Genomic DNA, 21932 nt, shown 5'->3' with positions numbered 1-21932 from the left:
CATCCGACAGCCTTTATTGGTTAGCGGTTAATATTAATAAAAGCATCATTTTCATAATAATATTTTGCTGCACTAATTAATTCATTTAGCCCAGCTTCAGAATTTTGTTGCAGCAAATTACTCTTAATACTTTGCAAATCTGACACACTTAAGAAGCTTTTATAACCAATAGATGTTGGGTAAATTGGTTCATCATCACTACCACGATCTTCTTCTGTGTCATCGTCAAGTACAAGACATAATATCGAGTCATTAATTTCTTTATTAAAAGGTATATATACATCCCACTTCCAATCTAAAGATTCAATTTTATCCAACATGTTCTTGAGAGTTAATTCTAAACGCATTACGCACCTTTTGTGATACAGCTAGTCATTCCCGCGCCTTATTTGCGGTTAGTTTTTGGGGGGAAAGCCATCGCTTGATCTCTGATCCACTTCATTCATAACTGTAGATATTTACCAAAATATTCATCGACAGTTTTATGGCAGTATTTATCTTCACCTCGCCAATACTCAGCGAACACCCAGTCATTTTTGCCTTTAGAAGGGCGATTGTAGCTCCTTGGTCGTAACACTCCAATACTGGCTAAAATCTCTATTAATACCTGCCTTTCTGCTTTACTGGACTTTACGACCTTAGCCAATCTTTTTTCAAGGGCACTGGGATAATCAGTAGGTTCCGAACTTTCGATAGTGCTTAATATTTCTTTGAAACAATTTAAGTCTTCATCAGTTGGGTCAGGGATATCCGTATTTATAAATTGGTTTAAGTCAAAATATGTATATAAAATATCGCCATGACGGACACCACCCCATTTGATACGCTCGAAATTCAATACGTTTATATCTGTGTTGTTATAGTTGTGACTGCCCCTTATCCCGTATTTGCTGTCTCGGCATACACCGCAGGTGTAGGAGTGTGAAGTTGGTTTTCCGTCGGAATATGAAGTGCCGGATATAACGGGTGTATATTTATGCTCTGGGATATTTTTGGCAATTGAATAGGATGATAAAGAAGATCTTAAGTCTAAGCGGCGAGTTGTCAGGCTACTTAAAAAACCTTTAGCAATTTGTGCTCTGGATATTGTTTTTACTATTTTTGCAATGGTATCTATGCAGTCATCATGAGAAATCGAAATCGGATCAAACATCAATCCTTGTGACTTTGCGTACTCAAAATCTCCATCAGATAAGAGTCTATCTTTTGAGTCTATCCATCCATTTTTCCAGTAGGTGGAGAATAATATTTTCTTCGCTTTCTTATCCATATTCGAATTAATGCTTTCACTTAACGTCTGAGTATTAATGTGTAGCGTTGTTTGCGAGACATAAATCACTTGTTCGACTTGGCTACTACGACGATGTTAATTGGTGTGAATGATGCTATAGGAATTTGTTTTGACAGGGTAGTGGTTTTTATACAACTTGGGTGGTAATTGCTTGATATTGTTTTAGCTTTATCATTACGTTTGCATTATTAGTGACGTTGATTTCGAGTATTCTGGCCTTACATTTTGGTTGACACAGGTACTACATCATCTCAACGACATTAAACCTATAAAGCATATTTACTTTTAGTTTTCTATCATCTAGCAACGACTTGATGGTGGTTATTTTCTTCACATGACCACTTGTTTATCGTGGTTTTCTATTAGGATACTTTGGACGTTTGCAATTTAGGGCAGTGGATAGTTTTGGGCGAACTGACCAAGCTTTTCTACTAAAAACTCTATGGTGCGACGGACCTTATGGCTGGGATAATCGGTTTGTAGGTATACCAATTGCAGTGGGATCGGTGGGGCTATTTTATCGGCTAGCACTAAGTGAAGTCTGCCTTCGGTCACATCTTGCGCCACATCGAGCCAACTCTTATAGGCAATTCCACGACCTGAGAGTGCCCAGTCGCGGATCACTGCGCCATCGTTACAGAAACGTTTACCCTTGACTTCGATTTCAACGGGGGCGCCGTTATGACTTAACTTCCATTTTTGCCACGGCTCACCGCCGCGATTTAAAATCAGCACAGCATGTTGACTGAGTTCATTTAGTGTACTTGGTGTGCCGTGTTGTGCCAGATAAGCGGGTGAGGCGACCAGTACCCTTGGGGTCATGGCTAGCTGACGCCTTTTAAGGTTTGAGTCGTCAAGTTGACCATAGCGCAAAGCCAAATGGATATTTTGGTCGATTAAGTCTGTCATATGATCGCCAAAATACAGCTGCACTGTCAGTTCTGGGGCGCTGTCCATTAATTCATCGAGCCAAGCACGGATCTGACTGCGACCGATATCCGAAGGCAAGGCGAGACGCACTTCGCCCTTAAGCTCACCCCTGTGTTCGGCTAAATTGGCGCTGGCGGTTTCGAGAATCGCCAGTGCGGGTTTCGCCGAATCGAGAAAGATCCGCCCTTCTTCTGTGAGCTGTAAGCGCCGCGTTGAGCGAGCAAATAGCTGACATCCTAGCTTTTTCTCTAATCTCTGCAGCGCGGCACTTGCCGCTGCCGGCGTCATGCCGATTTCTTTACTGGCTGCCGAGAGACTCTCTAAGGCTGCGATACGCAGCGCTAATTGCAGATCGTTTAAATGATACATATCAAATTATTTTTGAAAATGATTTTAATAATAGCCTAATTATCAACATAGATTAACTAATGCACAATTGCACCACTGATATTTCATCTTAATTTCTGGTTCGGAGTGTGTATGAGTTTATTCATGTCTTACAAATTAGCGTCACTGGCGCTAAACAATCGCATTGTGATGGCCCCGATGACTCGGGCGCGTACCATGCAGCCAGGCAATATTCCTAATGACTTGATGGCGCAATATTATGCCCAGCGCGCCTCGGCGGGGTTAATCATTACAGAAGCGACACAAATCTCCGATGACAGTCAAGGCTATTCATTTACGCCGGGCGTGTATACCGCTGAGCAAATTGAGGGCTGGAAAAAAGTCACTGCGGCAGTGCATCAGGCTGGCGGTAAAATCTTCAATCAAATCTGGCATGTTGGCCGGGTATCGCACCCGATTTTTCAGCAGGGTAATGCCCCTATTGCGCCATCGGCCATTGCGCCCGTTGGCACTAAAGTATGGATTGTGGATGAAGCGCATCCTGAAGGGCAAATGGTGGATTGCCCAGAACCTAGGGCTATGGTGCAAGCCGATATCGACCGCGTTGTGGCCGATTTTGCACAGGCGGGAGTGAATGCGGTTGCGGCGGGTTTTGATGGCATCGAAATTCACGGCGGCAATGGTTATCTGATTGACCAGTTTTTACGCACCAATTCAAACCACAGAACTGATGCCTACGGCGGTTCTCAGGAAAATCGCATTCGTTTTTTACTCGAAATTGTCCAAGCCGTGAGTGCGAAAATTGGTGCCAATAAAGTCGGGGTTCGCCTCGCCCCTTACGTGACGTTTAAAGATATGGCGTGTCCTGAAATTGTAGACACTATTCTGTTAGCGGCTAAGCATTTATCGGCATTGGGCGTGGCATATTTACATCTTTCAGAGGCGGATTGGGATGATGCGCCCAAGGTGCCAGAATCCTTTAGAGTCGAGCTGCGTAAAGTCTTTAGGGGCAGCATTATTGTTGCGGGTCGCTACGATGTAGCGCGTGCCAATGAGGTGATTGATAGCGGTTATGCGGACTTAGTTGCCTTCGGTCGTCCTTTTATTGCCAATCCTGATTTGCCTTACCGTTTAATGCATCAATTGCCTTTATCTGCTTTCGACAAAGGGCCCTTGTTTGGCGGCAGTGCGGCGGGTTATACCGATTATCCTACACACAACGAAGCATTGAGAGCCGTCATCCGATCCGCTGACGATGAGGTGGCATAATGGATCGGGTTAACCGTTTATCTGTGCAGCGATATCCCGCATGGCTCAGTCTAAGCTTATGGTTTTCAGGCGTTATTGGTATTGTAATTGTGGGTTTTAGCTTAGCAAGTCTGAGCATGGATGCGTTAGCTGCTCAAGGGGCAACAACACAGGATAGTGCTAAAGTGCGAGCGACATTAGTGCCAAAAGTGGCGGCAATGGAAACGATTTCTGATGAATCACCGCAGGCACTAGCTATCGCCCGCGCCGCTTTGTTATATGCCAGTTTTTGGCATACGGGCGATGCAAGTTTTGCCCACGGCGCATTGGCGACTGGTTTTATCGACCGTACTCTGCCCGCTGGCCGCGCACAGGGAATCACGGGTCCACTCGAAGCCTCAAAGGCATTTAGGGCAGCGGTCCCCGATCTCTCTGTTTCAGTTGAGCATTTGCTAGTCGTTGGCGATCGTGCAGTGGTACGTCTGCGTTTTAATGGCCGCTTCACTGGTGTTTTTGGTGAGCAAAAAGGCCAAGGGCAGAAAATCGATTTTCGTGCTGTTGACATGTATCGAGTACGGGATGGTTTCATTACAGATAACTGGCACCTCGAAGATTATCAAACGCTATTTTCTCAATTAGCTGCAGGGGCTCAATCATGAATCAACGTCGACGATTTTTAATGGCAGGTGGCGCCATCGCTGCGGGGTTCGGCCTAAGCCAAACAGCACTGGCTATTGGTTTACCCACATTAGATACCTTAGAAAATGACTCCAAAAGTTCAGGTGACAGTGGTATGAACAAAATATTTTGGCCAAGTGGTGAGCAGTTAGTGATTTCAATCTCAATGCAGTTTGAAGCAGGTGCTCAAGATAAAAATGCCGAAGGGCCATTTCCGCCGATGGAAAAGGGCTATCCAGATACCATCACCCCGACTTGGTACGATTACGGTATGAACGAAGGCATTCCAAGGCTGCTGCGTCTGTGGCGTAAGCACAATATCAAGGTGACTTCTCACATGGTTGGGCGCGCCGCTGAGCTACATCCTCAACTTGCCAAACAAGTTGCAGATGAGGGGCATGAGATTTCTGGCCACGGACAAACGTGGACGCCACAATACAGCATGTCGCCAGCAGAGGAGCGCGCCTCCTATGTGGCGAGTATTGATACGCTGCAAAGGATCACTGGTCAGCGCCCCTTAGGTTTTAATGCCTTTTGGATGCGCCATAGTACTCAGACCCTAAATATTTTGCAGGACTTAGGTTTTATTTATCACATTGATGACCTATCGCGGGACGAGCCTTCAATTATCCCAGTAGGAAATAAGCCTTTTGCGGTTGTGCCTTACACTTTACGTAACAATGATATCGGACGTTTTGGTGGCAACACGGCCATGACGGCCGCGGCCTTTTTGCAGGAACTAAAGGATGAGTTCGATATGCTTTATCAAGAAGGTTCGACGCAGCGACGTATGATGTCGATCAGTGTGCACGACCGTATTGGTGGCGCTCCTGGATTGGTGACCGCTTTAGATAAGTTTATTCAGTACGCTAAAGGTCACACTAACGTAGGCTTTATGCGTAAAGATGCCATTGCTAAATGGGCGCTGGCGCAAAAGGACACGCCGACCAATCCTGCAAGAACCTTTTAGCCTGCTATCACTCTCGCTCTCGCTCTCGTTGATGGCAGTTGGAAGAGGTTTGAATGATTAACAAAAAGCGCGTTGTATAACGCGCTGTTTGATTTTGGGAACCTTATTACTGCGGGTTCAAAGCGATTAACGCATGGCTAACATGGCCCAAGTGCGGCGACCTTGCTCCAGAATTATCCCCACGGCAAGTCCCGCTGCGGCATTGATGGCAAGGCAAGTGACGGCTGTGGATAAAATCACAAAGATACAGAAGGGCTTGCCATCGATTAAGCGTTTCGACCACGCCAGTTGCAGCCCAGCAGTGGTCAGTAAACTGCCGAGGATAGCCATAGGAATAAGGCTTAATAGCCAAGCGATATTGCTACCCCAGCACAGGGCGATCATTAAACAGGTGCTGCCAAAAATTAACGGCGCCAGATAAGTGCGGGCGCCAAAATGGTATTGCACCGCAAGTCCCCCTGCACCGTGGCACATGGCCGAGGCACCAAAGGGCGCGAGCAATAAGTTGGCAAGACCTGAGCTAATGGCGAAGTTTTTGGGTGTGAGCTTGGCGGCATCTTCAGGGAATTTTTCCTGTGCCATTACAGACGTGGCAATGACCGCATTGGTTAAGGTTAATGCCAGTTGTGGCAAAACCAACAAAATGGCGGCAGAGGTCCATTCAACAGACGTCGGCCACGCCAATTGAAATGGCGCTGTCACTGCTTGAATATCAAAGTTAGTGGCAAAATTAGTTTGTGTACTTGCCTGCCAAATCATCCCTGCTGCTATGACTAAGGGCATGGCAAGGTAGCGCAGCGGCAAAAATTTACTGATAAATAACAGTACAAATGCCCCCACGCCAATCAGCCAAAACTCACTCATCATCTTAGTGCCCATCCACATCAGTTGCAGACCTATGGCGAGTTGAATGCCCACACTCACAGCTTGGGATAACTGTTTTGCTAACCAAGTAATGGCGCCGCTAAAGGCCAGAATTAACAGGATAATACCCATTAACATGGCGCTTGCCTGCAACATGCCTGGGGTTAAGCCCTGAGCAATCACCAGTGCAGCGATGACTTTCATCGGTTGCACCGGAATCGGGCGGCGGTAAAACAGCGCGCTTAAGATAGCGAATAGCCCAAAGCCTAGGAAAATTCCTTTGGGTGAAAATTGATTGAGGGCAATCAGCCCCAACACCAAAGGCAAAAAAGTGCCTAAGTCGGCAAAGGCACCACTGGTTTCACCGAGTAAACGGTTGAATGAAAGATGGAATACTGTTTGGGATATTTTGCCCGAGGTCATACTGATTGCCGTAATTGAACACGCTATGACTACGCAAAATAAATGCCATAAAAATCAGATGATTTGGCGGATAGACAGAGTCAAACTACCGTGAAGCGTCACCCAGTGAGACAAACTGGGGCAAGGTAGAAGACTGGCTGAGTCTAAATGTCTGCGTTTGTGCCAGAGTGGCAACATCATAAAAAAGAGATCTTAGTGAAACACTAAGATCTCAAAGGGTATTGCAGGGAACGGGCTAGTTAAGGTTGTTTATGTTTCGGTCCTTGTTTATTCTTCATTGGGTCACCTTGATAACCTAGGGCTTGCCAATCGAGTCTTGAGCCTTTGTTATGGCAGTCGTTGCAATTTAAGGCCTGTGCTTTAGGTGACACCATATGGTTGATACGCCACCACATTTCTGTTTCAGCAAAGCCATATTCGCCACTGTATTTCAGGCCTTTTTCTACCATAGTCGGGTTGGCTTCCATTCCGAGTTTGGCAGCTAAGCCCCAATCGAAATCGCTCCAGTAACCGCCTTTGCCATAGACTTTAGCGGTCACAAAGACATTGAGTTTTTTGTCGTAAATTTGCTTACCAGTGTGAACTTTGAAGGGATAAATTTTAGCCTTAGCATCATTAATATCGCCTATGGGGTAGGTGAGTTTAGTGATGGCATTCGGGTCCATTTTATCGCCTGTCATGTACGCATTGGCTGTACCGTTGTACCAAGCATATTGAGGTTTCACCATTTTCTCCCAGACAAAGTTGCCTTTTTTCTTCTGGTAGGTGTGTTTGCCGTATTGGTCTACGGCTTCTGGTTTATCCTCACCTGCGGTTGACCAATCCCAACGCATTTTTGTGGGTTCACTCTTAGCAAAGTAGGGGATATGACAGGTTTGACAGGCAACCGTTGCCGTATGAGTGTTGAGCTTCTTATTGCTGTGCGGTGCGCTGTCGTGGCAGTTTTCACAACCAATATGATCTACACCACCGGGAGATACGCCCATCGCATTGCCCGATATCTGATGTTTTTCAGTGGTGTGGCAGTTCTGACATTGAAAGTCATTACCGTCGCTATCCATGTGCACATCAGTTGCTTTGTCTGGGTAAGACATGGAAGAGTCAAGATCGCCATGTTTCACCGCATCGCCACCACCGCCATAGAAGTGGCAACTGCCGCAGTTGTCGCGAACTGGCTTACCTACATTTTGGGCGATTTTAGCTAAGTCGAGTTTTGCCATTGGCTCGCCCGCGCCTGCAGGATCTTTTACATAAGTTCCAGTCGTATCGTGGCAGACAAGGCAATCAACTTTAGTTTTATCTTTAAAATCAAAATCGTTATCTTTCCAGCCGTAGCCCGCATGGCAGCTGGTACAGCGAGGTTCGTTGCCTGAAATTGAGGTGCAGAAGTTATTGATACTGTTCTTTTTGCCCCTAAGTACGGTTCTGTCGGGCAGCTTTTGTTCTAACTCCCAAGTCCAGTGGGAGGTTTTCATAACGTCTGTGGCTTGGTCTTCATGGCACACTAAACATTGTGCCGTGACTTGCGTACCCGTCGCAAAGGGGCCCTCGAGCACCTCTTTATGGGGATTAGCGGCATAGGTATTTAATGTCATACCCGCCAAGGCAATAAGTAAGAGTCTTCTCATTTTTTACTCCCACCCTCGGCTTGACCGAGGGCTGATAGCTGTTATTTATGACGGATTAGAAGTTAATTGTGAGTGAGGCGTTCATGTCGAAGGCGGTATCGACCACAGGCAACATGGAGTAAGCCGAACCTGCTAACACATCATCAATTTTTTGCGGAGCACCCACAGGTGTGCCGCTACCTGTGTATTCATAGTCGTAGTAAAGCCCGGCCAATTTGATAAACATTTTTGGATTGATATCAAAGATATAATAGGCTTCGGCCACATGACCACGGGTGGCAAGTTTGCTACCGATAGGGTCGTCTTGGGCTTGGGTGAAGGGTGTCCAATATTTAGAACCATAGTTATATTCCAGACCAAACTTGCCGTAGGGTGCAGGAATTTGTACGCCGACATAAATGCCGTAACCGTCTTTGGTATCACTATCGTCACTGGTTTTAGGCACCATGATGATCTCAGTACCAGTGCTATTTAACTCAGCCTCGAAGATAGCATCGGATAACATGCCACCAAACATACCTGCGTTGCCATTGGGCTCGGCGCGAGTCCAGCCGAGTGAGGCAAACCATTTAATATCGTTTGCTTCTTCCCGTGCAAAGCCAATCCCGCCTAGGTACATGTCACCCATCACACCGCTGGGTTGTACTCGGGTAACAAAGTTAAAATTGTCGAACTTTTGCATATCTTGGTACATGGTCGGAGCGAAAATGCCCGCCAGCTGAGTCGGGAAGGCCATAGTGCCTTTAAAGCCGTCATTCACATCTTTAGCGCCAAACAGGGTGAACTGGAGGAAGTTGGTGCCATCGTTGATGGCATCGATATTAAAACCACCGAGGTGGGTATCTTTAGTGACTATGTCACCAAACATTTCGCCATTGCCCCATTGGGATTCAAAGCCTTGGCCGTAACAAAAACGGACAACTTGCCCTTCAACCCCGGTGATTTCCCCTAGGTTATAACCTAGGGTGGCGCCATCGAAGTTGAAGTTAACTAAATGGCCTGAAGGCGTGCCGCCACGTAGCTCGTTTTCACGGTAGTGGCTTGGTGGGCCATAGGTTGAAGGGCGACGGCCAATGGAGAGATAAAACTCGGAGCCGTTGATTTTTTTCCAGTCAAAATAGGCGCGTTCGACCCGCAACCAGTCGCCACTGGTATTGCCGCTGCTGGTGCCATCCATAGTGAAAGATCGCCAAGAGTCAAACACTTGCACTCCTGTGGAGTCGCCCCAGTTTTTGAACATACTGAGACGGCCAGCAAAGCTGACGTTATCCCATACTTTTGCCTTAAGGTTGAGGCGCAGTCGAGTGGTGTAGTAGATGTCGTTATCTATGTCCTGCACGCTTTGGGGGGCGAGCACATAGGGCATCACGCCCTGCAACATGCCATTTTGGAAGGCGGCGGCAAGGTCTGGATTGGCTTGCATCATTTTGCCAAGAGGCGAATTTAGATCGTTGGGCATGCCAAAGGCGCCCGACATAGCTTTGGCGCCAAAGTCGTTGAAGTTAACCTTCATCGCAGGGCTCCAAACCACATCTTGGAAATGCAATGAATGGGCTTTAGTGCGGAAATCACCTGTAATTTCAAGTCGATCTAATGATGTGTGTCGCTCGGTTTTATCTACGCGATCATTAAGGTCATCCAATTGCTCGGTAATATCGGCAAGTTGCTGCTTGAGTTCGGTAATTTTTTGCGTTTCACTTTGCACATCGTTCGGTGCAGCAAGGGCTTGGCCCGACATAAACAAGGCATTAGCAACGAGTATTGAGATAAGGGTACGCATAAGGTTTCTCCCTGAGTTTTTCTGTTGGCGCTATCTCGCTAAGAAGCATTTCGCCAAATTTACCCAATAGGAGTCCCTGAGGTGTTTCCCCATTTTTCTCGCATTGGGTTTTTAAATTCTTTAAGTCAATGAGTTAGGTCGCAGTTGCAGGGCTGCTTTCTACCATTGCCTTAGGCCGTTAAATTGGCAGAGATCAGCCGCAGGTTTGTGGTTGGTCTGAGTCGGCGGCGTGGTCATACAAAAATTGCTGTATGTCCTTGAGGTCTTGTTCTGTGAAGCCGTTGAATACCTCTGGTTTGAGTTTGTGCTTATCTTTATCAAAGAAGCGATCCCATTGGCTCATTGTCTTGGTCATAGGGGTAAGTTCACCGCCTTCGCCACCTTGGCTATGGCAGGCTTTACATTCTTTTTTGTATAAATGTTTACCTTTCTTTGGGTTACCACCGTCTGCTGCGTAGGCATTGATACCTAAGCTGCCTATTACGGCCATTGCTATTGCTATCTTGGTTAATGTTTTCATCATCTCATTCCTTACTTTTGTGGCCATTTGTATAACTTTGTTGGCGAAGTGTTTTTATTGATTCCGCCTTGTGAACAAATTTATCAAAAACCACAGTGAGTAAATTTGAGGTGCATCACTTCCATTAAAAAAATCTAATTGATAAAAAATTCATTGATAAAAATCTAATTGACTGTATTTTGTCGCGGTTTACGCCATTTTTATTTCAGTAAAACCAATAGGTTGATTTTTTAGCTAAATTAGCCATGTCGATTTTACCTGTCGTGTTTGGTACTTAACACGCCAAAAGCGACTGTGATTTAGCTAACACTTTGTAAAATATGCATTAACTAAAGTAGCTATTTTAAAATTAGCGAGATGGTTGCGGGATGTGGCACTAAGCTATAAATGCTAGAGCATGATCTGACATTTTTTGTTTTTTGGCTTGGGTTGATGAGTGTTTCTGAGCCGTATTCGCCTAAACAGTCTAGGCGAATACGGACTCGGGACGGATTAAGGTTGTTGGCGTGTTGGCGCTAAAACGATTTCGCGTACGCACACATTTTGCGGTTGTTGCCATGCAAACAGTGCGGCAGCGGCGACGTTTTCAGGCGCGATAACGCCGCCCATTTCTTCTTTCCAGTCATGGTAACCGGCTTTAATGTCATCGCTGGTGGTATGACTTAGCAACTCAGTTTCTACTGCGCCGGGGGCGATAGTGATAAGGCGTACGTCATCCATGGCGACTTCTTCACGAATGTTTTCTGTTAAGGCGTGCACGGCAAATTTAGTGGCGCAGTAAGCTGCGTGGTTTGGAAAGGTTTTACGCCCCGCCACTGAGCTGATATTAATGATAGTGCCAGTTTTGCGAGCTTTCATGTCGGCTAATACCGCATGAATGCCATTAAGCACGCCCATCACATTGATATTGAGCATGCGGCTCCATTCGTTAGGATCTTGCACATCGATCTGACCCAGCAACATCACACCCGCGTTATTGATAAGACAGCCGACAGGGCCAAATTGTGCTTCTGCTTGAGTTATGGCGGTTTTAATGGCTGCAGTGTCGGTGACATCGACGCTGATAGAGAGGCTGTTAGGTAATTCAAGTGCTTGCATTGCTTCAACCCGGCGTGCCAGTAATAACAGTGGGTGGCCTGCGGCGCTAAAACTTTTGGCCATAGCGGCGCCAATACCCGATGAAGCGCCCGTGATGACAACCAGTGATTTAGTAACTTGATTCATTAGTATTTCCTATTAATTGAAGCCAATCTGAGCCGTAAACAAACTGTTGTTCGGCGTCTTTAAGTTGGCAATCAGTATAGGCTGGGGATTTTTAGCCGAAAAATACTTATTCCAGCTGGATATGATAGTCTCAGCCTATGACACTATTATCGAACTTTGTACTAATTCGCCGTTGTCGGAGAAGATAAAATGGTTGATTTACGTTTACTGCGTTTCTTTATCGCAATTTTTGAAGAGAACAATATCACCGCAGCGGCTAACCGTTGCTTTGTGAGCCAGCCTTCATTGTCAGCTGGCTTAAAGCAATTGGAAGAAGAGTTAGGCGGCCAGCTATTTGAGCGTAGTAAGAAAGGCGTTAAACCCTTAGATAGCGCCCATTATTTGTATCCTTTGGCGGTTAAATTAGTCGAGGAGGCGAGTAAATTGCCGGGTCTGTTTATGGCGAAGGCGAGCCGGCAAAAGCTACGTTTGGCTGTGATGCCAGATCTCAGTCAGCGGCGTTTGGCGGGATTTTTACAGCAGGTGAATCAAGCCATTGAGAAGCTAGATCTGGAGCTGGTGGATTACCAAAGCCCCGCAGATTGTCGTTTAACTATCGACAGTTTACGCCATGAAGATGAAGTGTTTTTCCCGCTATGGGAAGAAGATTATGTGCTGTGCGTCCCCAAGGAGCATGCCCTCGCCCAAGTCGATAGCCTACGCCCCGAGCAGCTAAATGGTTTTGACTTTATCGAGTGTCCACCCTGTGAAGCTCATCAGCAGACGATAGGTTTACTGGCGTGCAGCAATATGTCGCTCAATTTAGTCGCTAAGGCCGAATCTAAGTCTCTCGTGATGTCGCTGGTGTTGGCTGGATTTGGGGTGAGTTTTTTACCCGATGGTTTAATTGAGGATGAGCCTAGACTCAAGCAAGTAAAATTTGATGGTCCGAGAATGTTTCGTCGTATTGGTCTGTGTTACCCGTCCCATCAGACGATTGCGCCAACGCTGGCAGCCTTGTTACGGCATTTAGCCGCACGCGCGAATTAATTCCAAGTTAGTTTTGGGTTATCAGTATTCAGATCAGTGAGTCGCTAAGGGCGATTCAGTGAGATTAAGCGGAGGCTCGACGCCATAGGACTCAAATAGCCGAGTGATTTCACCTGAGGTGCGCATATCGTTGACTATCTGGTGAACTTGCTTGGCATATTGATGCAGCGGCGACATGAGCGGAATGCTGAAATAGCGACCGTTCTTGCTGATGTCGACGTATTCCATTTGCTTAAGCTGGGGATCGTTAGCAAAGAATTGCATTTCATGTTGTTCAGAGGTGATGGCTAAATCGATACGTCCAGCCTTCAACATATTGATTAACTGACCGTTATCATTAACAAAAGACACTTTTAGTTGGTTTTGATTGTCATTGAACTGCGGACAGTAAAAAGCGCCTCTGAGTGCGCCAATGATATAAGGCTTTAATTCATCGAAATTTTTGGCCTCAAGCTGTCGATTCGCAAGGGCAAAGTAATAGACGTAGCGCTTGTCGTAGCCCAGTAGCATAGGGTCCAGAAAATCGTTGCGCTCGGGTGTCATCGAATGGACGGGAATGAGGTCGACTTGTCCCGTTTCGGCGACTTTTATCGTGCGTGCCCAAGGCACATTACTCCAATTTACCTTGTGACCTAGACGGGCGATGACTTGATTGATGACAGCTGCACCAGGGCCTTTACACTCACCCTTTTCGATATAAATAACTGGATGCCTATCGCGGCAGTGTGCTTGCCAGACAATAGCAGAGGTTTCTGCTCTCGCTTGGGGCAGAAATAAGCATGAAATGACGATTATCAGTATCAGCCTCATTCATCTTGCCTATTAAAATGGTCAGTTTTAATTATCGGGCTGGACAGTTAATCCGACTAGGTTTTATGTTTAGTCATTTAGCCGTACAGGTTTAGTGAATACAATGATTGTAGTGCTTATAAATCCACTGTGCTTTTTAAGTAATTATAAATGCACTCTATTTTATCAGTAAAAGGTTTGGCTTATTTAATTTGGCCAAACCTTTTCTGGGACTCATTCGCTGCTGGGAAACTTACCTTTCTAACTCAAGATAGGGCATAAATTGGGTTTCAATGGCCTCAATTTGAGTTTCGGCGTAGGCAAGTTCGGATTCTGTTAAGCATGATTTTGCGCTGGTTTGATGGAGTCGTTGAGCGCTATTCATCCCGTATTTACCAAAATGACGTAGCAATAAACTAGACCAAATAAACACTTGTACTGGCTTGTTTAATCGCTCCGCGCTGTAAATATTGACCAGTTCCCGCATAGCAATTTCATTACCTAGCTCTGCCGATTTGATGTACCAAGTTTCTGCTGCCTGTAGAGCCTCTTGAGTGGGTTTTTCACCACTTAAAAATGATTCAGCCTTATAGGAATAAAAATATTGTTGTTGCTCAGCGGGGATTGGATACTGATGCAAGAAACTGTCACGCAGCCGCTCGGCCTCTCTTATCTCTAAGGTGCCTAGTTGCTGACTCAATCTGGCTAATTCTTTTAGATGATCGGCTCTATTGCTCATGGCCGCGAGCTGGTAATACATTAACGCTTTAATCGGTTGGCGACTCACGCCTAAACCTTGCTCATAAATCTTGCCTAGGCCTAGCAGTGCGTCTTCATTCCACTTAAGTGCGAATTCTTCAAAGTCAATTTTAGCCTGTTGGTAATCACTTTCATTTTGTGGCGCTTTCAGTAAAAGATGAGCAAATTCAATCTTAGCGAAGTCATTACCTCTAGCGACAGATTGGCTTAACCAATGGCGCGCCTTGTCATAGTCGACAGCAAAATCTTCACCGTAGAGGAAACGTTTACCAAGATAATACTGGCGGAAATCATCGTCTGCGGCGCGCTCGCTAAGTAATGCCTCTGCACGCGCTAAATCTTTAGGTCCACCTTGGCCTGCGGCAAGCATATGCCCTAGATCATCTTTTGCTAATTCATCACCAGCGGCGGCGGATTTTTCAAAGTATTCCCGTGCTTTGGAATAGTCCGAAGTAACGCGTCCATCATGCCAATAAAGCGCCCCTAGGTGGTAATCGGCATCTGGATGTTGTTGGGCTGCGGCTTTTTCAAACCAATTAATGGCTTGAGTCGCATCTGGATCGAGTAGAGGCTGCCTTTCATATAAAAGCCCAAGTTCATACTGAAACGTGGCATCGCCTGCTTCAGCATTGGGTTTGAGCTGAGCCTCCAGCATTTCTAGATCTTCCCGAGTTTGCGCCTCAGGCGAAAGCAAATTCGATAGCGTTAACAGTGATAAGTATTGGGCATCGAGTTCGGCCGCTTTTTTATACCAATCGTTAGATGCCTTGGGATCGGCAGGGATTTGTGGGAATCGGCCCGAATATAATTCGGCAAGGGTGATAGCCGCAACTGCCAGCCCTTTATCCACGGCTTGATGAATAAAATCTAAGCCAGCTTCCACTTGATCTTTATTAATCAGTGCGATGCCATGATGGAGTAGCGCATTGGGCTCTCCTGCGGCAAGCGCTTCGGCTTGCGCTTGTTTTTTTTGATATTTAGCGAAAAAAATAAACAGTACAACAAAAGCAATAATTATGAGTATCAACAACATAGTAATCCATCACTATCGATATTTGGGAGCATAGTAAACGTAAATTCGTACAAGAATGCAAGTTTACAATGTGAGCTAGGCTGACTGACTACGCCGGTCAACCCCAGGATCATTAGCGTTATTTATCTTGCAGATGGATCTCTCTGATGGGGCAGGCAATCTCTATTCCCGCCTGCTTAAGGGCGTTGTAGAGTGCTAAGTTCACCTTATATTTATGCTGAAAATAGCTTTGCGTGGGCACCCAATAGCGCACTCCCATTTCAATCCCGATAGCATTAAAACCATTGATGCCGACATTGGGTGCAGTCTCTTGATAAACATAGGGATTGTTACTCAATAATTCAGTGATCACACTAATGGCCCGTTCAGGATCTGTGTTGTAACTGAGATTGAACTGGGTTTCGACCAGTTTATTGCTAAAGGAATTATGCAGGATCTCACCGACGATATGCTTATTAGGAATGCTGATTTGCTCGCCTTCCTCATTGGTGAGTATGGTCATGCCTAAGTGGATACGTTTAACGACACCGCTTTCCCCTTTGATTTCGATAGTGTTTCCCACCACGAAAGGACGGGTGACGATAATGGTCACGCCGGCGGCATAGTTGGCTAACATGCCTTGCAAGGCTAAGCCAGCACCTAAGGAGGCGGCGCCAATGGCTGCCACCATAGGGGTGACGCTGATGCCAATTTTGCCGAGGGCGATAATCCCGACCATGATGATGATCAGAATGCGGATAAGGTTACTGACAAAATTGCTTAAGGTAATGTCAATATTGTGTTTTTCGAACTGCTTCGCGACTAAACGTGATGCCTTACTGGCGACCCACAACCCCAGTAAAAAGATCAGCAAAGCGCCGACCAATTGGAAGCTATAGGTGACTAGAAACTCTGTGATCAGCTGATAAACGCCTTGTAGTTGCTGCAATTCCTGATCGAGTCCAGGTGTTATCATTATGATATCCTTGTAATAAACTTAACTGTGCGATTATAGCGCAGAAATCCCATCAAATACTTATTCGCCATGCATGTGTGAAGCGTATCATGTAATCGCGGTTGGTTTAATGAGTCGATAGGGGGAGTCAGGTATGCTGTCCGCCTATCCAATAATGGAGTCGAGTGTTTATGAAAACGCTGTTGTTATGTCTGTCTTGTCTATTAACCCCCATGTGGGCGTATGCTGCGAGTTATGTTGCGGGCGATGCGATTAATCCTATTTCACTTCTCGATCAAAATGATCAAACGATAAGTGTGACAGATGAAACTCAAGTTTTACTCTTTAGCCGCAGCATGAAAGGCGGCGATGTGATTAAAGAAGCACTCACGCCTCTGAGTACGACTCAAATGCCTGCTAGGTTAGTTTATGTCGCGGATATCAGTGGCATGCCTTCTTTGATTGCTAAGTTTGTTGCTGTGCCACAAATGCAAGATTTACCCTTTGCGATTGGATTAGATAGGGAAGGTGAGATCAGTCGCTTATTACCCGATACCAAAGATATGGCCACTATGATATTGCTCAATCAGCGTAATATTTTAGATATCGCCTATTTTGATTCCAGTGAAGCCTTGGGCCAAGCACTCGCAAAACTGAATCAGCCGCAGTAACGATTCAATTTAACTGACCTATTTTAAAGCATCACATTAGCCTTCTTTCGTGGTGCGCTCGCCCGTCAAGCTTATCGCTTTGGGATGGAAATGTTGGCTTGAGCCAGTCTATCCATCTCCTTTGCGATAACGTCGTAAAAAATTCACTTTTTATTCTGCTAATGCACACAAATTTACCTTAGGGTTTGTGTGCATAATTATTTGTTTTATAGAGGCTTTTTTTGATGGTTTAGCCCCTTAAAACATTGTGGAATAAAAAGTTATAAATTCAGCATAAAAATTCGTTGCGTAAAGCGATAAAATATCGTTTACTGCGCACGTTTTTTAAGACATTACACTCACTTTTATCTACCTGACCCAAAGGAGACTCTGGCCCAATGAGCCAATTTCAATCTATTGATGTTGCTGACTATTATGACATGGACACATTCAAGCGTATTGAAGCGTTTGCCAAAGACAAAGCAACCCCGTTCGTAGTGATTGATACCAGTATCATAGCGAAACAATACGATGACATGGTTAATAGTTTTCCTTACGCCAACGTTTATTATGCAGTTAAGGCAAACCCCGCGGCCGAGATCTTATCTTTACTTAAAGATAAAGGGTCAAACTTTGATATTGCCTCGATTTATGAGCTAGATATGGTCATGAATGTCGGCGTGACAACCGACCGAGTCAGCTACGGCAATACCATTAAAAAGCGTCAAGATGTACGTGCATTTTATGAGCGCGGCGTGCGTATGTATGCATCCGACTCAGAAGCCGATCTGCGAATGATCGCTGAAGAAGCACCGGGATCGCGTATTTACGTGCGCATTTTGACCGAAGGTACAGACACGGCTGATTGGCCATTATCGCGTAAATTCGGCTGCCAAAACGAAATGGCCTATGAGCTATTAGTATTGGCGCAGGAATTGGGCTTAGAACCTTTTGGTATTTCTTTCCATGTGGGTTCTCAGCAACGTGATATCGGTGCTTGGGATTCTGCCATAGGTAAAGTGAAAAGCATTTTTGACCGTCTGCGTGATGAGCACAATATCACCCTGAAGATGATCAACATGGGCGGCGGTTTCCCTGCTAACTATATTGATAAAACCAATCAATTGGGTGTGTATGCCGAGCAGATCACTCACTTCCTGAAGGAAGATTTCGGTGACGATTTACCGCAAATTATTCTGGAGCCGGGCCGATCGTTGATTTCTAACGCGGGGATTTTAGTGTCTGAAGTGGTACTGATCAGCAAAAAATCCTACACAGCGTTAGAGCGTTGGGTGTTCACCGATGTGGGTAAATTCTCAGGCTTGATTGAAACGATGGACGAGGCGATTAAGTTCCCGATTTATACTGATCGTCAAGGCGAGCTGGATAAATGCGTGATTGCCGGCCCAACCTGCGACAGTGCCGATATCATGTATGAGCACTACAGCTATGGTTTACCGAATGACTTAGCCATTGGTGATCGCATGTATTGGTTAACCGCTGGCGCTTATACGACGACGTATTCGGCAGTGTGCTTTAACGGTTTCCCACCGCTGAAAGATTACTATCTGTAAGCGATTAAGTTGACATGAATAAGGGCGCTTAAGCGCCCTTGTTGTTCGCTAAAGAAGTTTGGAATTACTCGTGGGATTTGAGGATCTGATAAATCTCTTCTTTTAGGTGTAACTTTCTGCTTTTGAGTTCTTTCACTGTCGGGTTGAAATCACTGGCGACACGTTTTTCCAGTTGTTTGATTTCCTCGTCTAACTGATTATGCTCGTTAAACTTACGTTGAAAATGAGCATCTTGGGTTTTCAAGGTGGAAATTAATTCTCTGTACTCTGGAAACATCGGCATTCTCCTTGTCGTCATTTATTACACTTCTGGTTTCGTCTTAACCCTAACCTTTCACTCTGTAGTGAAACGTGATTTAGATCACCTTTCATCCCGCTTCAGATTAATACTAAATGATGATTTATTTTAATTTCTTATAAATCAGTTTATTAAACGATCTTTGCCGCTATCTATGGCATGTGATTAGGATCTGGTTCACACTTTGTTAGGCATAAATCAGACTGACATTCGCAGTGCGGGCAAATTTGCTATCTTGTGATCAGATGTGAGGGTGATTGGTAATTTGATTACGACTAAACAATTACTTCTTGCCGATAATTCTGTGATCAAGTTAACCTTCACCGCTTCGATACTAGGTTAAAGTCGATTTTATAAGAATTTAATTATCAAAAATGAAAGGGGTTTTCACAATGGCTGATGTATTTCATTTAGGTTTGACCAAAGCAATGCTCGATGGTGCAACTTTGGCAATCGTTCCAGGTGATCCAGAGCGCGTAAAACGTATTGCCGAACTAATGGACAATGCGACGTTTCTTGCTAGCCACCGCGAGTATACAAGCTATTTAGCGTATGCCGATGGTAAGCCAGTAGTCGTGTGTTCAACCGGTATCGGTGGCCCATCGACTTCTATCGCAGTAGAAGAACTTGCACAGTTAGGTGTGAATACCTTCCTGCGCGTTGGTACTACAGGTGCAATTCAACCCCATGTGAATGTGGGCGATGTGATTGTGACTCAAGCTTCAGTGCGTTTAGATGGCGCAAGCTTACACTTTGCACCTATGGAGTTCCCTGCGGTTGCAAACTTTGAATGTACCACTGCTATGGTTGCAGCGTGTCGCGATGCAGGCGTAGAGCCACACATTGGCGTAACGGCTTCTTCCGATACTTTCTACCCAGGCCAAGAGCGTTATGACACTGTCACTGGCCGTGTAACGCGTCGTTTCGCGGGTTCAATGAAAGAATGGCAAGATATGGGCGTACTGAACTATGAGATGGAATCTTCCACCTTATTCACTATGTGTGCCACTCAAGGCTGGCGTGCTGCCTGTGTTGCTGGTGTGATTGTAAACCGCACCCAACAAGAAATTCCTGATGAAGCAACAATGAAGAAAACCGAAGTCAGTGCGGTTTCTATCGTGGTTGCTGCAGCGAAAAAACTGTTAGCCTGATTTTTATTACGCTAAGCGACACTCCCCTGCAAAGTGAGTGAACAAACTAAAAAAGGTGCCAATGGCACCTTTTTTGTTACTTCAAAATAGTGTCGATACCGATTAGAAATGGTATTGGGCAATCACAGAGTAAGTGTCTTGATCGACGCCTTTCACACCGTATTTGTTGGTCCACAAATCGTATTCGATACCCACCAATAATTTATTGGCTTGATGATCCCCGAACAGACTCTTACCAAGATCGTATTTCAGCTGTGGGTTGAAGTGGAAGTTCTCCTCGTAGCCGTTATCGTCGGTGGCAAATACCCAGTCGATAAAGCCATCGAGCACTATGTTGGCTGAACCAACGGGAATGTCGATGCGAAATACTGGGGTGAACTGCCAGCCGTCACTGTTGTTACCTGTGCTCATGCCATTGCGGCGATAGGTATTAAAGTTCAGGTAAGTGAAATAAGGCACGGCGACATCAACGCCTAAACCGTAAAGCAGGCTGTGAACTGGGCCTTCACCTTCTTCATAGGTTAGCGCCAGAGACAAATCTGTTACTGGACCAAAGGCGATTTTCTCGCCGAGGATTTTACTGGCACTGAAGCGTGGCGAAATTTCACCATAGGTGGTGCTTTCCATGCCAGTGTCGTTACCTTTGAAATAGATAAAGTCTTGGAAGGCAAACCAATCACCGTATTTCCAGCCGCCCGCCGTTTCTAAGGTAATAGTGGCTTGTTTGTCTGATGGCGCTAAATCGTAGTCTTCGCCATAGAGGGCTGTTGCACTGAAATCCCACCATTGTACTAAGTCACCCGCAAATGCTTGAGGAGAAAGCATAAGTGCTAGGCATAGGCATGTTTTTTTCATTGTTATTTCCTGTTGTATAGGTGGAAGTTAATTCGCGTCTTACTCAATCCGCTCTCTGACCTATGGCATGGTTTGATAGGTAAGTTCAAACCTAGCGTGAGTGTACGTCAAAGGACTGGCACAAAAGTGGGGGCAATATATGCAAAAATTTACATTTATTCAAAGTTTTTATCGAATGTTGTTGTCAAAATCACATAATCATTATGGTGATAATCTGTTTTTAGCTAATTGATTTTAAATGGATTTTGCTATGGCTGAATGAGTTATTCCTTTGGTGTTGGCTATCTTTTTGAATTGATTATGCTTAATTTTAAAACAACCTAAGGGCTTTGCCGTGTGGATATGGGAGAATGAGGCCTAACACAGAAGTGATTGATTGCGCATTTTGCTTCGTAAATTTTGACATATTATGTCGCTTATCCGAAAAGCTGCTGTTATAGTTGCTGCAAGGACACTCTCATTTCAGGGGGAAATATGGAGTTTTCAAATCCGATTTTAGTGTGGGCAGTGGTGGGGCTAGTATTTATGCTCGCCGAAATAGTGGTTCCCGGTGGCATCATAGTGTTGCTGGGCGCGGCTTGTTTAGTCGTGGCTGGCGCGTTAGGCATAGGACTCGTCGAAGGCGTAGTGCAGAGCATGACCCTGTGGTTTATCTCGGCCATTGTGTTGTTATTGACCTTCAGACAAGTGACTCAAAGGCTCGTTGGTGGTGATTCCCATGTGGATAACACGGATGAAGCAATCGATCTATACAATCAAATTGTTCGCGTAAAGCAGACCATAGGTCCTGGACAAACACCTGGGCGGGTGGAATTTCAGGGGAGTGAATGGCCAGCGCTGGGCGATGGCACCACTATCGCTGCGGGGACCGAAGTCAGAATTATTTGTCGTGAAAATATCGCTCTAGTCGTTGAGCCTATTTCAATAGAAGCTTCCAAAAACTAAAGGATGGAATC

21 protein-coding genes are annotated in these 21932 nt (G+C 45.4%); 8 read left to right on the top strand and 13 right to left on the bottom strand.

From position 1 onward, the window contains the following. Positions 1-20 precede the first annotated feature (20 nt). The 3 genes from Q4Q46_RS14365 to Q4Q46_RS14355 form a co-directional block, all read right to left on the bottom strand. Complete coding sequence (locus tag Q4Q46_RS14365) at positions 21-347, bottom strand: DUF7716 domain-containing protein (RefSeq protein WP_006087079.1); 327 nt, start codon at positions 345-347, stop codon at positions 21-23. A 95-nt stretch (positions 348-442) separates the two neighbouring features. After that, positions 443-1270 carry a hypothetical protein gene (locus Q4Q46_RS14360; RefSeq protein WP_173496435.1) on the bottom strand — a complete coding sequence of 276 codons (828 nt, stop codon included), beginning with the start codon at positions 1268-1270 and terminating at the stop codon, positions 443-445. A 408-nt stretch (positions 1271-1678) separates the two neighbouring features. Beyond that, complete coding sequence (locus tag Q4Q46_RS14355; protein WP_311906297.1) at positions 1679-2590, bottom strand: LysR family transcriptional regulator; 912 nt, start codon at positions 2588-2590, stop codon at positions 1679-1681. Positions 2591-2701: 111 nt separating this feature from the next. On the opposite strand from Q4Q46_RS14355, the gene Q4Q46_RS14350 reads away from it, so the two are divergent. Genes Q4Q46_RS14350 through Q4Q46_RS14340 form a run of 3 tightly spaced genes read left to right on the top strand, consistent with a single transcriptional unit; the run spans position 2702 to position 5465 of the window. Further along, on the top strand, positions 2702-3838 hold the full coding sequence (locus tag Q4Q46_RS14350; protein ID WP_311906296.1) for an alkene reductase: 1137 nt from the start codon (positions 2702-2704) through the stop codon (positions 3836-3838). Next, positions 3838-4476 carry an ester cyclase gene (locus tag Q4Q46_RS14345; protein ID WP_311906295.1) on the top strand — a complete coding sequence of 213 codons (639 nt, stop codon included), beginning with the start codon at positions 3838-3840 and terminating at the stop codon, positions 4474-4476. The genes Q4Q46_RS14350 and Q4Q46_RS14345 overlap by 1 nt, the downstream gene beginning before the upstream one ends. Then, a complete protein-coding gene (locus tag Q4Q46_RS14340) occupies positions 4473-5465 on the top strand; it encodes a polysaccharide deacetylase family protein (RefSeq protein ID WP_311906294.1) in 993 nt (330 codons plus the stop codon). The genes Q4Q46_RS14345 and Q4Q46_RS14340 overlap by 4 nt, the downstream gene beginning before the upstream one ends. A gap of 126 nt (positions 5466-5591) precedes the next feature. Here Q4Q46_RS14340 and Q4Q46_RS14335 read toward each other — a convergent pair whose 3' ends face one another. From Q4Q46_RS14335 to Q4Q46_RS14315, 5 genes are all read right to left on the bottom strand, one after another. After that, positions 5592-6752, bottom strand: coding sequence for a putative sulfate/molybdate transporter (locus tag Q4Q46_RS14335; RefSeq protein ID WP_311906293.1), 1161 nt, complete (start codon positions 6750-6752; stop codon positions 5592-5594). 239 nt (positions 6753-6991) lie between these two features. Beyond that, positions 6992-8380: a tetrathionate reductase family octaheme c-type cytochrome gene (locus Q4Q46_RS14330; protein ID WP_311906292.1), complete on the bottom strand. Its 1389-nt coding sequence runs from the start codon at positions 8378-8380 to the stop codon at positions 6992-6994. Between the two features lie 55 nt (positions 8381-8435). Continuing rightward, the gene (locus tag Q4Q46_RS14325) at positions 8436-10160 is read right to left on the bottom strand and encodes a DUF3373 domain-containing protein (RefSeq protein WP_311906291.1); all 1725 of its coding nucleotides are present in this window, start codon (positions 10158-10160) and stop codon (positions 8436-8438) included. A 193-nt stretch (positions 10161-10353) separates the two neighbouring features. Next, the gene (locus tag Q4Q46_RS14320) at positions 10354-10683 is read right to left on the bottom strand and encodes a cytochrome c (RefSeq protein WP_006087070.1); all 330 of its coding nucleotides are present in this window, start codon (positions 10681-10683) and stop codon (positions 10354-10356) included. 489 nt (positions 10684-11172) lie between these two features. Continuing rightward, positions 11173-11904 (bottom strand): SDR family oxidoreductase, encoded by a 732-nt coding sequence (locus Q4Q46_RS14315; RefSeq protein WP_311906290.1) that lies wholly within the window; start codon positions 11902-11904, stop codon positions 11173-11175. A 189-nt stretch (positions 11905-12093) separates the two neighbouring features. Between Q4Q46_RS14315 and Q4Q46_RS14310 the strand changes: the two genes are divergently transcribed. After that, positions 12094-12933 carry a LysR family transcriptional regulator gene (locus Q4Q46_RS14310; RefSeq protein ID WP_311900987.1) on the top strand — a complete coding sequence of 280 codons (840 nt, stop codon included), beginning with the start codon at positions 12094-12096 and terminating at the stop codon, positions 12931-12933. 33 nt (positions 12934-12966) lie between these two features. Here Q4Q46_RS14310 and Q4Q46_RS14305 read toward each other — a convergent pair whose 3' ends face one another. The 3 genes from Q4Q46_RS14305 to Q4Q46_RS14295 form a co-directional block, all read right to left on the bottom strand. After that, positions 12967-13743 (bottom strand): substrate-binding periplasmic protein, encoded by a 777-nt coding sequence (locus tag Q4Q46_RS14305; RefSeq protein WP_311906289.1) that lies wholly within the window; start codon positions 13741-13743, stop codon positions 12967-12969. A 232-nt stretch (positions 13744-13975) separates the two neighbouring features. Then, the gene (locus Q4Q46_RS14300; protein WP_311906288.1) at positions 13976-15514 is read right to left on the bottom strand and encodes an SEL1-like repeat protein; all 1539 of its coding nucleotides are present in this window, start codon (positions 15512-15514) and stop codon (positions 13976-13978) included. A gap of 118 nt (positions 15515-15632) precedes the next feature. Beyond that, a complete protein-coding gene (locus Q4Q46_RS14295) occupies positions 15633-16469 on the bottom strand; it encodes a mechanosensitive ion channel family protein (protein ID WP_311906287.1) in 837 nt (278 codons plus the stop codon). A 170-nt stretch (positions 16470-16639) separates the two neighbouring features. On the opposite strand from Q4Q46_RS14295, the gene Q4Q46_RS14290 reads away from it, so the two are divergent. After that, a complete protein-coding gene (locus Q4Q46_RS14290) occupies positions 16640-17119 on the top strand; it encodes a hypothetical protein (protein WP_311900979.1) in 480 nt (159 codons plus the stop codon). A 377-nt stretch (positions 17120-17496) separates the two neighbouring features. Then, positions 17497-18672, top strand: a complete 1176-nt coding sequence (locus Q4Q46_RS14285) for a type III PLP-dependent enzyme (protein WP_006083289.1) — start codon at positions 17497-17499, stop codon at positions 18670-18672. 64 nt (positions 18673-18736) lie between these two features. On the opposite strand, the gene Q4Q46_RS14280 is transcribed toward Q4Q46_RS14285, so the two are convergent. Next, on the bottom strand, positions 18737-18949 hold the full coding sequence (locus Q4Q46_RS14280) for an HP1242/YdcH family protein (RefSeq protein ID WP_006083288.1): 213 nt from the start codon (positions 18947-18949) through the stop codon (positions 18737-18739). A 413-nt stretch (positions 18950-19362) separates the two neighbouring features. On the opposite strand from Q4Q46_RS14280, the gene udp reads away from it, so the two are divergent. Beyond that, positions 19363-20121: a uridine phosphorylase gene (gene udp / locus Q4Q46_RS14275; protein ID WP_006083287.1), complete on the top strand. Its 759-nt coding sequence runs from the start codon at positions 19363-19365 to the stop codon at positions 20119-20121. A 102-nt stretch (positions 20122-20223) separates the two neighbouring features. Here udp and Q4Q46_RS14270 read toward each other — a convergent pair whose 3' ends face one another. Next, entirely contained in the window at positions 20224-20976 is a 753-nt protein-coding gene (locus Q4Q46_RS14270; RefSeq protein WP_063883325.1) for an outer membrane protein OmpK, read from the bottom strand. 474 nt (positions 20977-21450) lie between these two features. On the opposite strand from Q4Q46_RS14270, the gene Q4Q46_RS14265 reads away from it, so the two are divergent. Continuing rightward, on the top strand, positions 21451-21921 hold the full coding sequence (locus Q4Q46_RS14265) for an NfeD family protein (protein WP_107946433.1): 471 nt from the start codon (positions 21451-21453) through the stop codon (positions 21919-21921). Positions 21922-21932 lie beyond the last annotated feature (11 nt).

The sequence above is a fragment of the Shewanella vaxholmensis genome (assembly GCF_031932135.1).
In the GTDB taxonomy this organism is placed as follows: domain Bacteria; phylum Pseudomonadota; class Gammaproteobacteria; order Enterobacterales; family Shewanellaceae; genus Shewanella; species Shewanella hafniensis.
The sequence above is the reverse complement of the archived record's forward strand: the minus strand, read 5'-3'. Positions and strand labels throughout refer to the sequence as shown.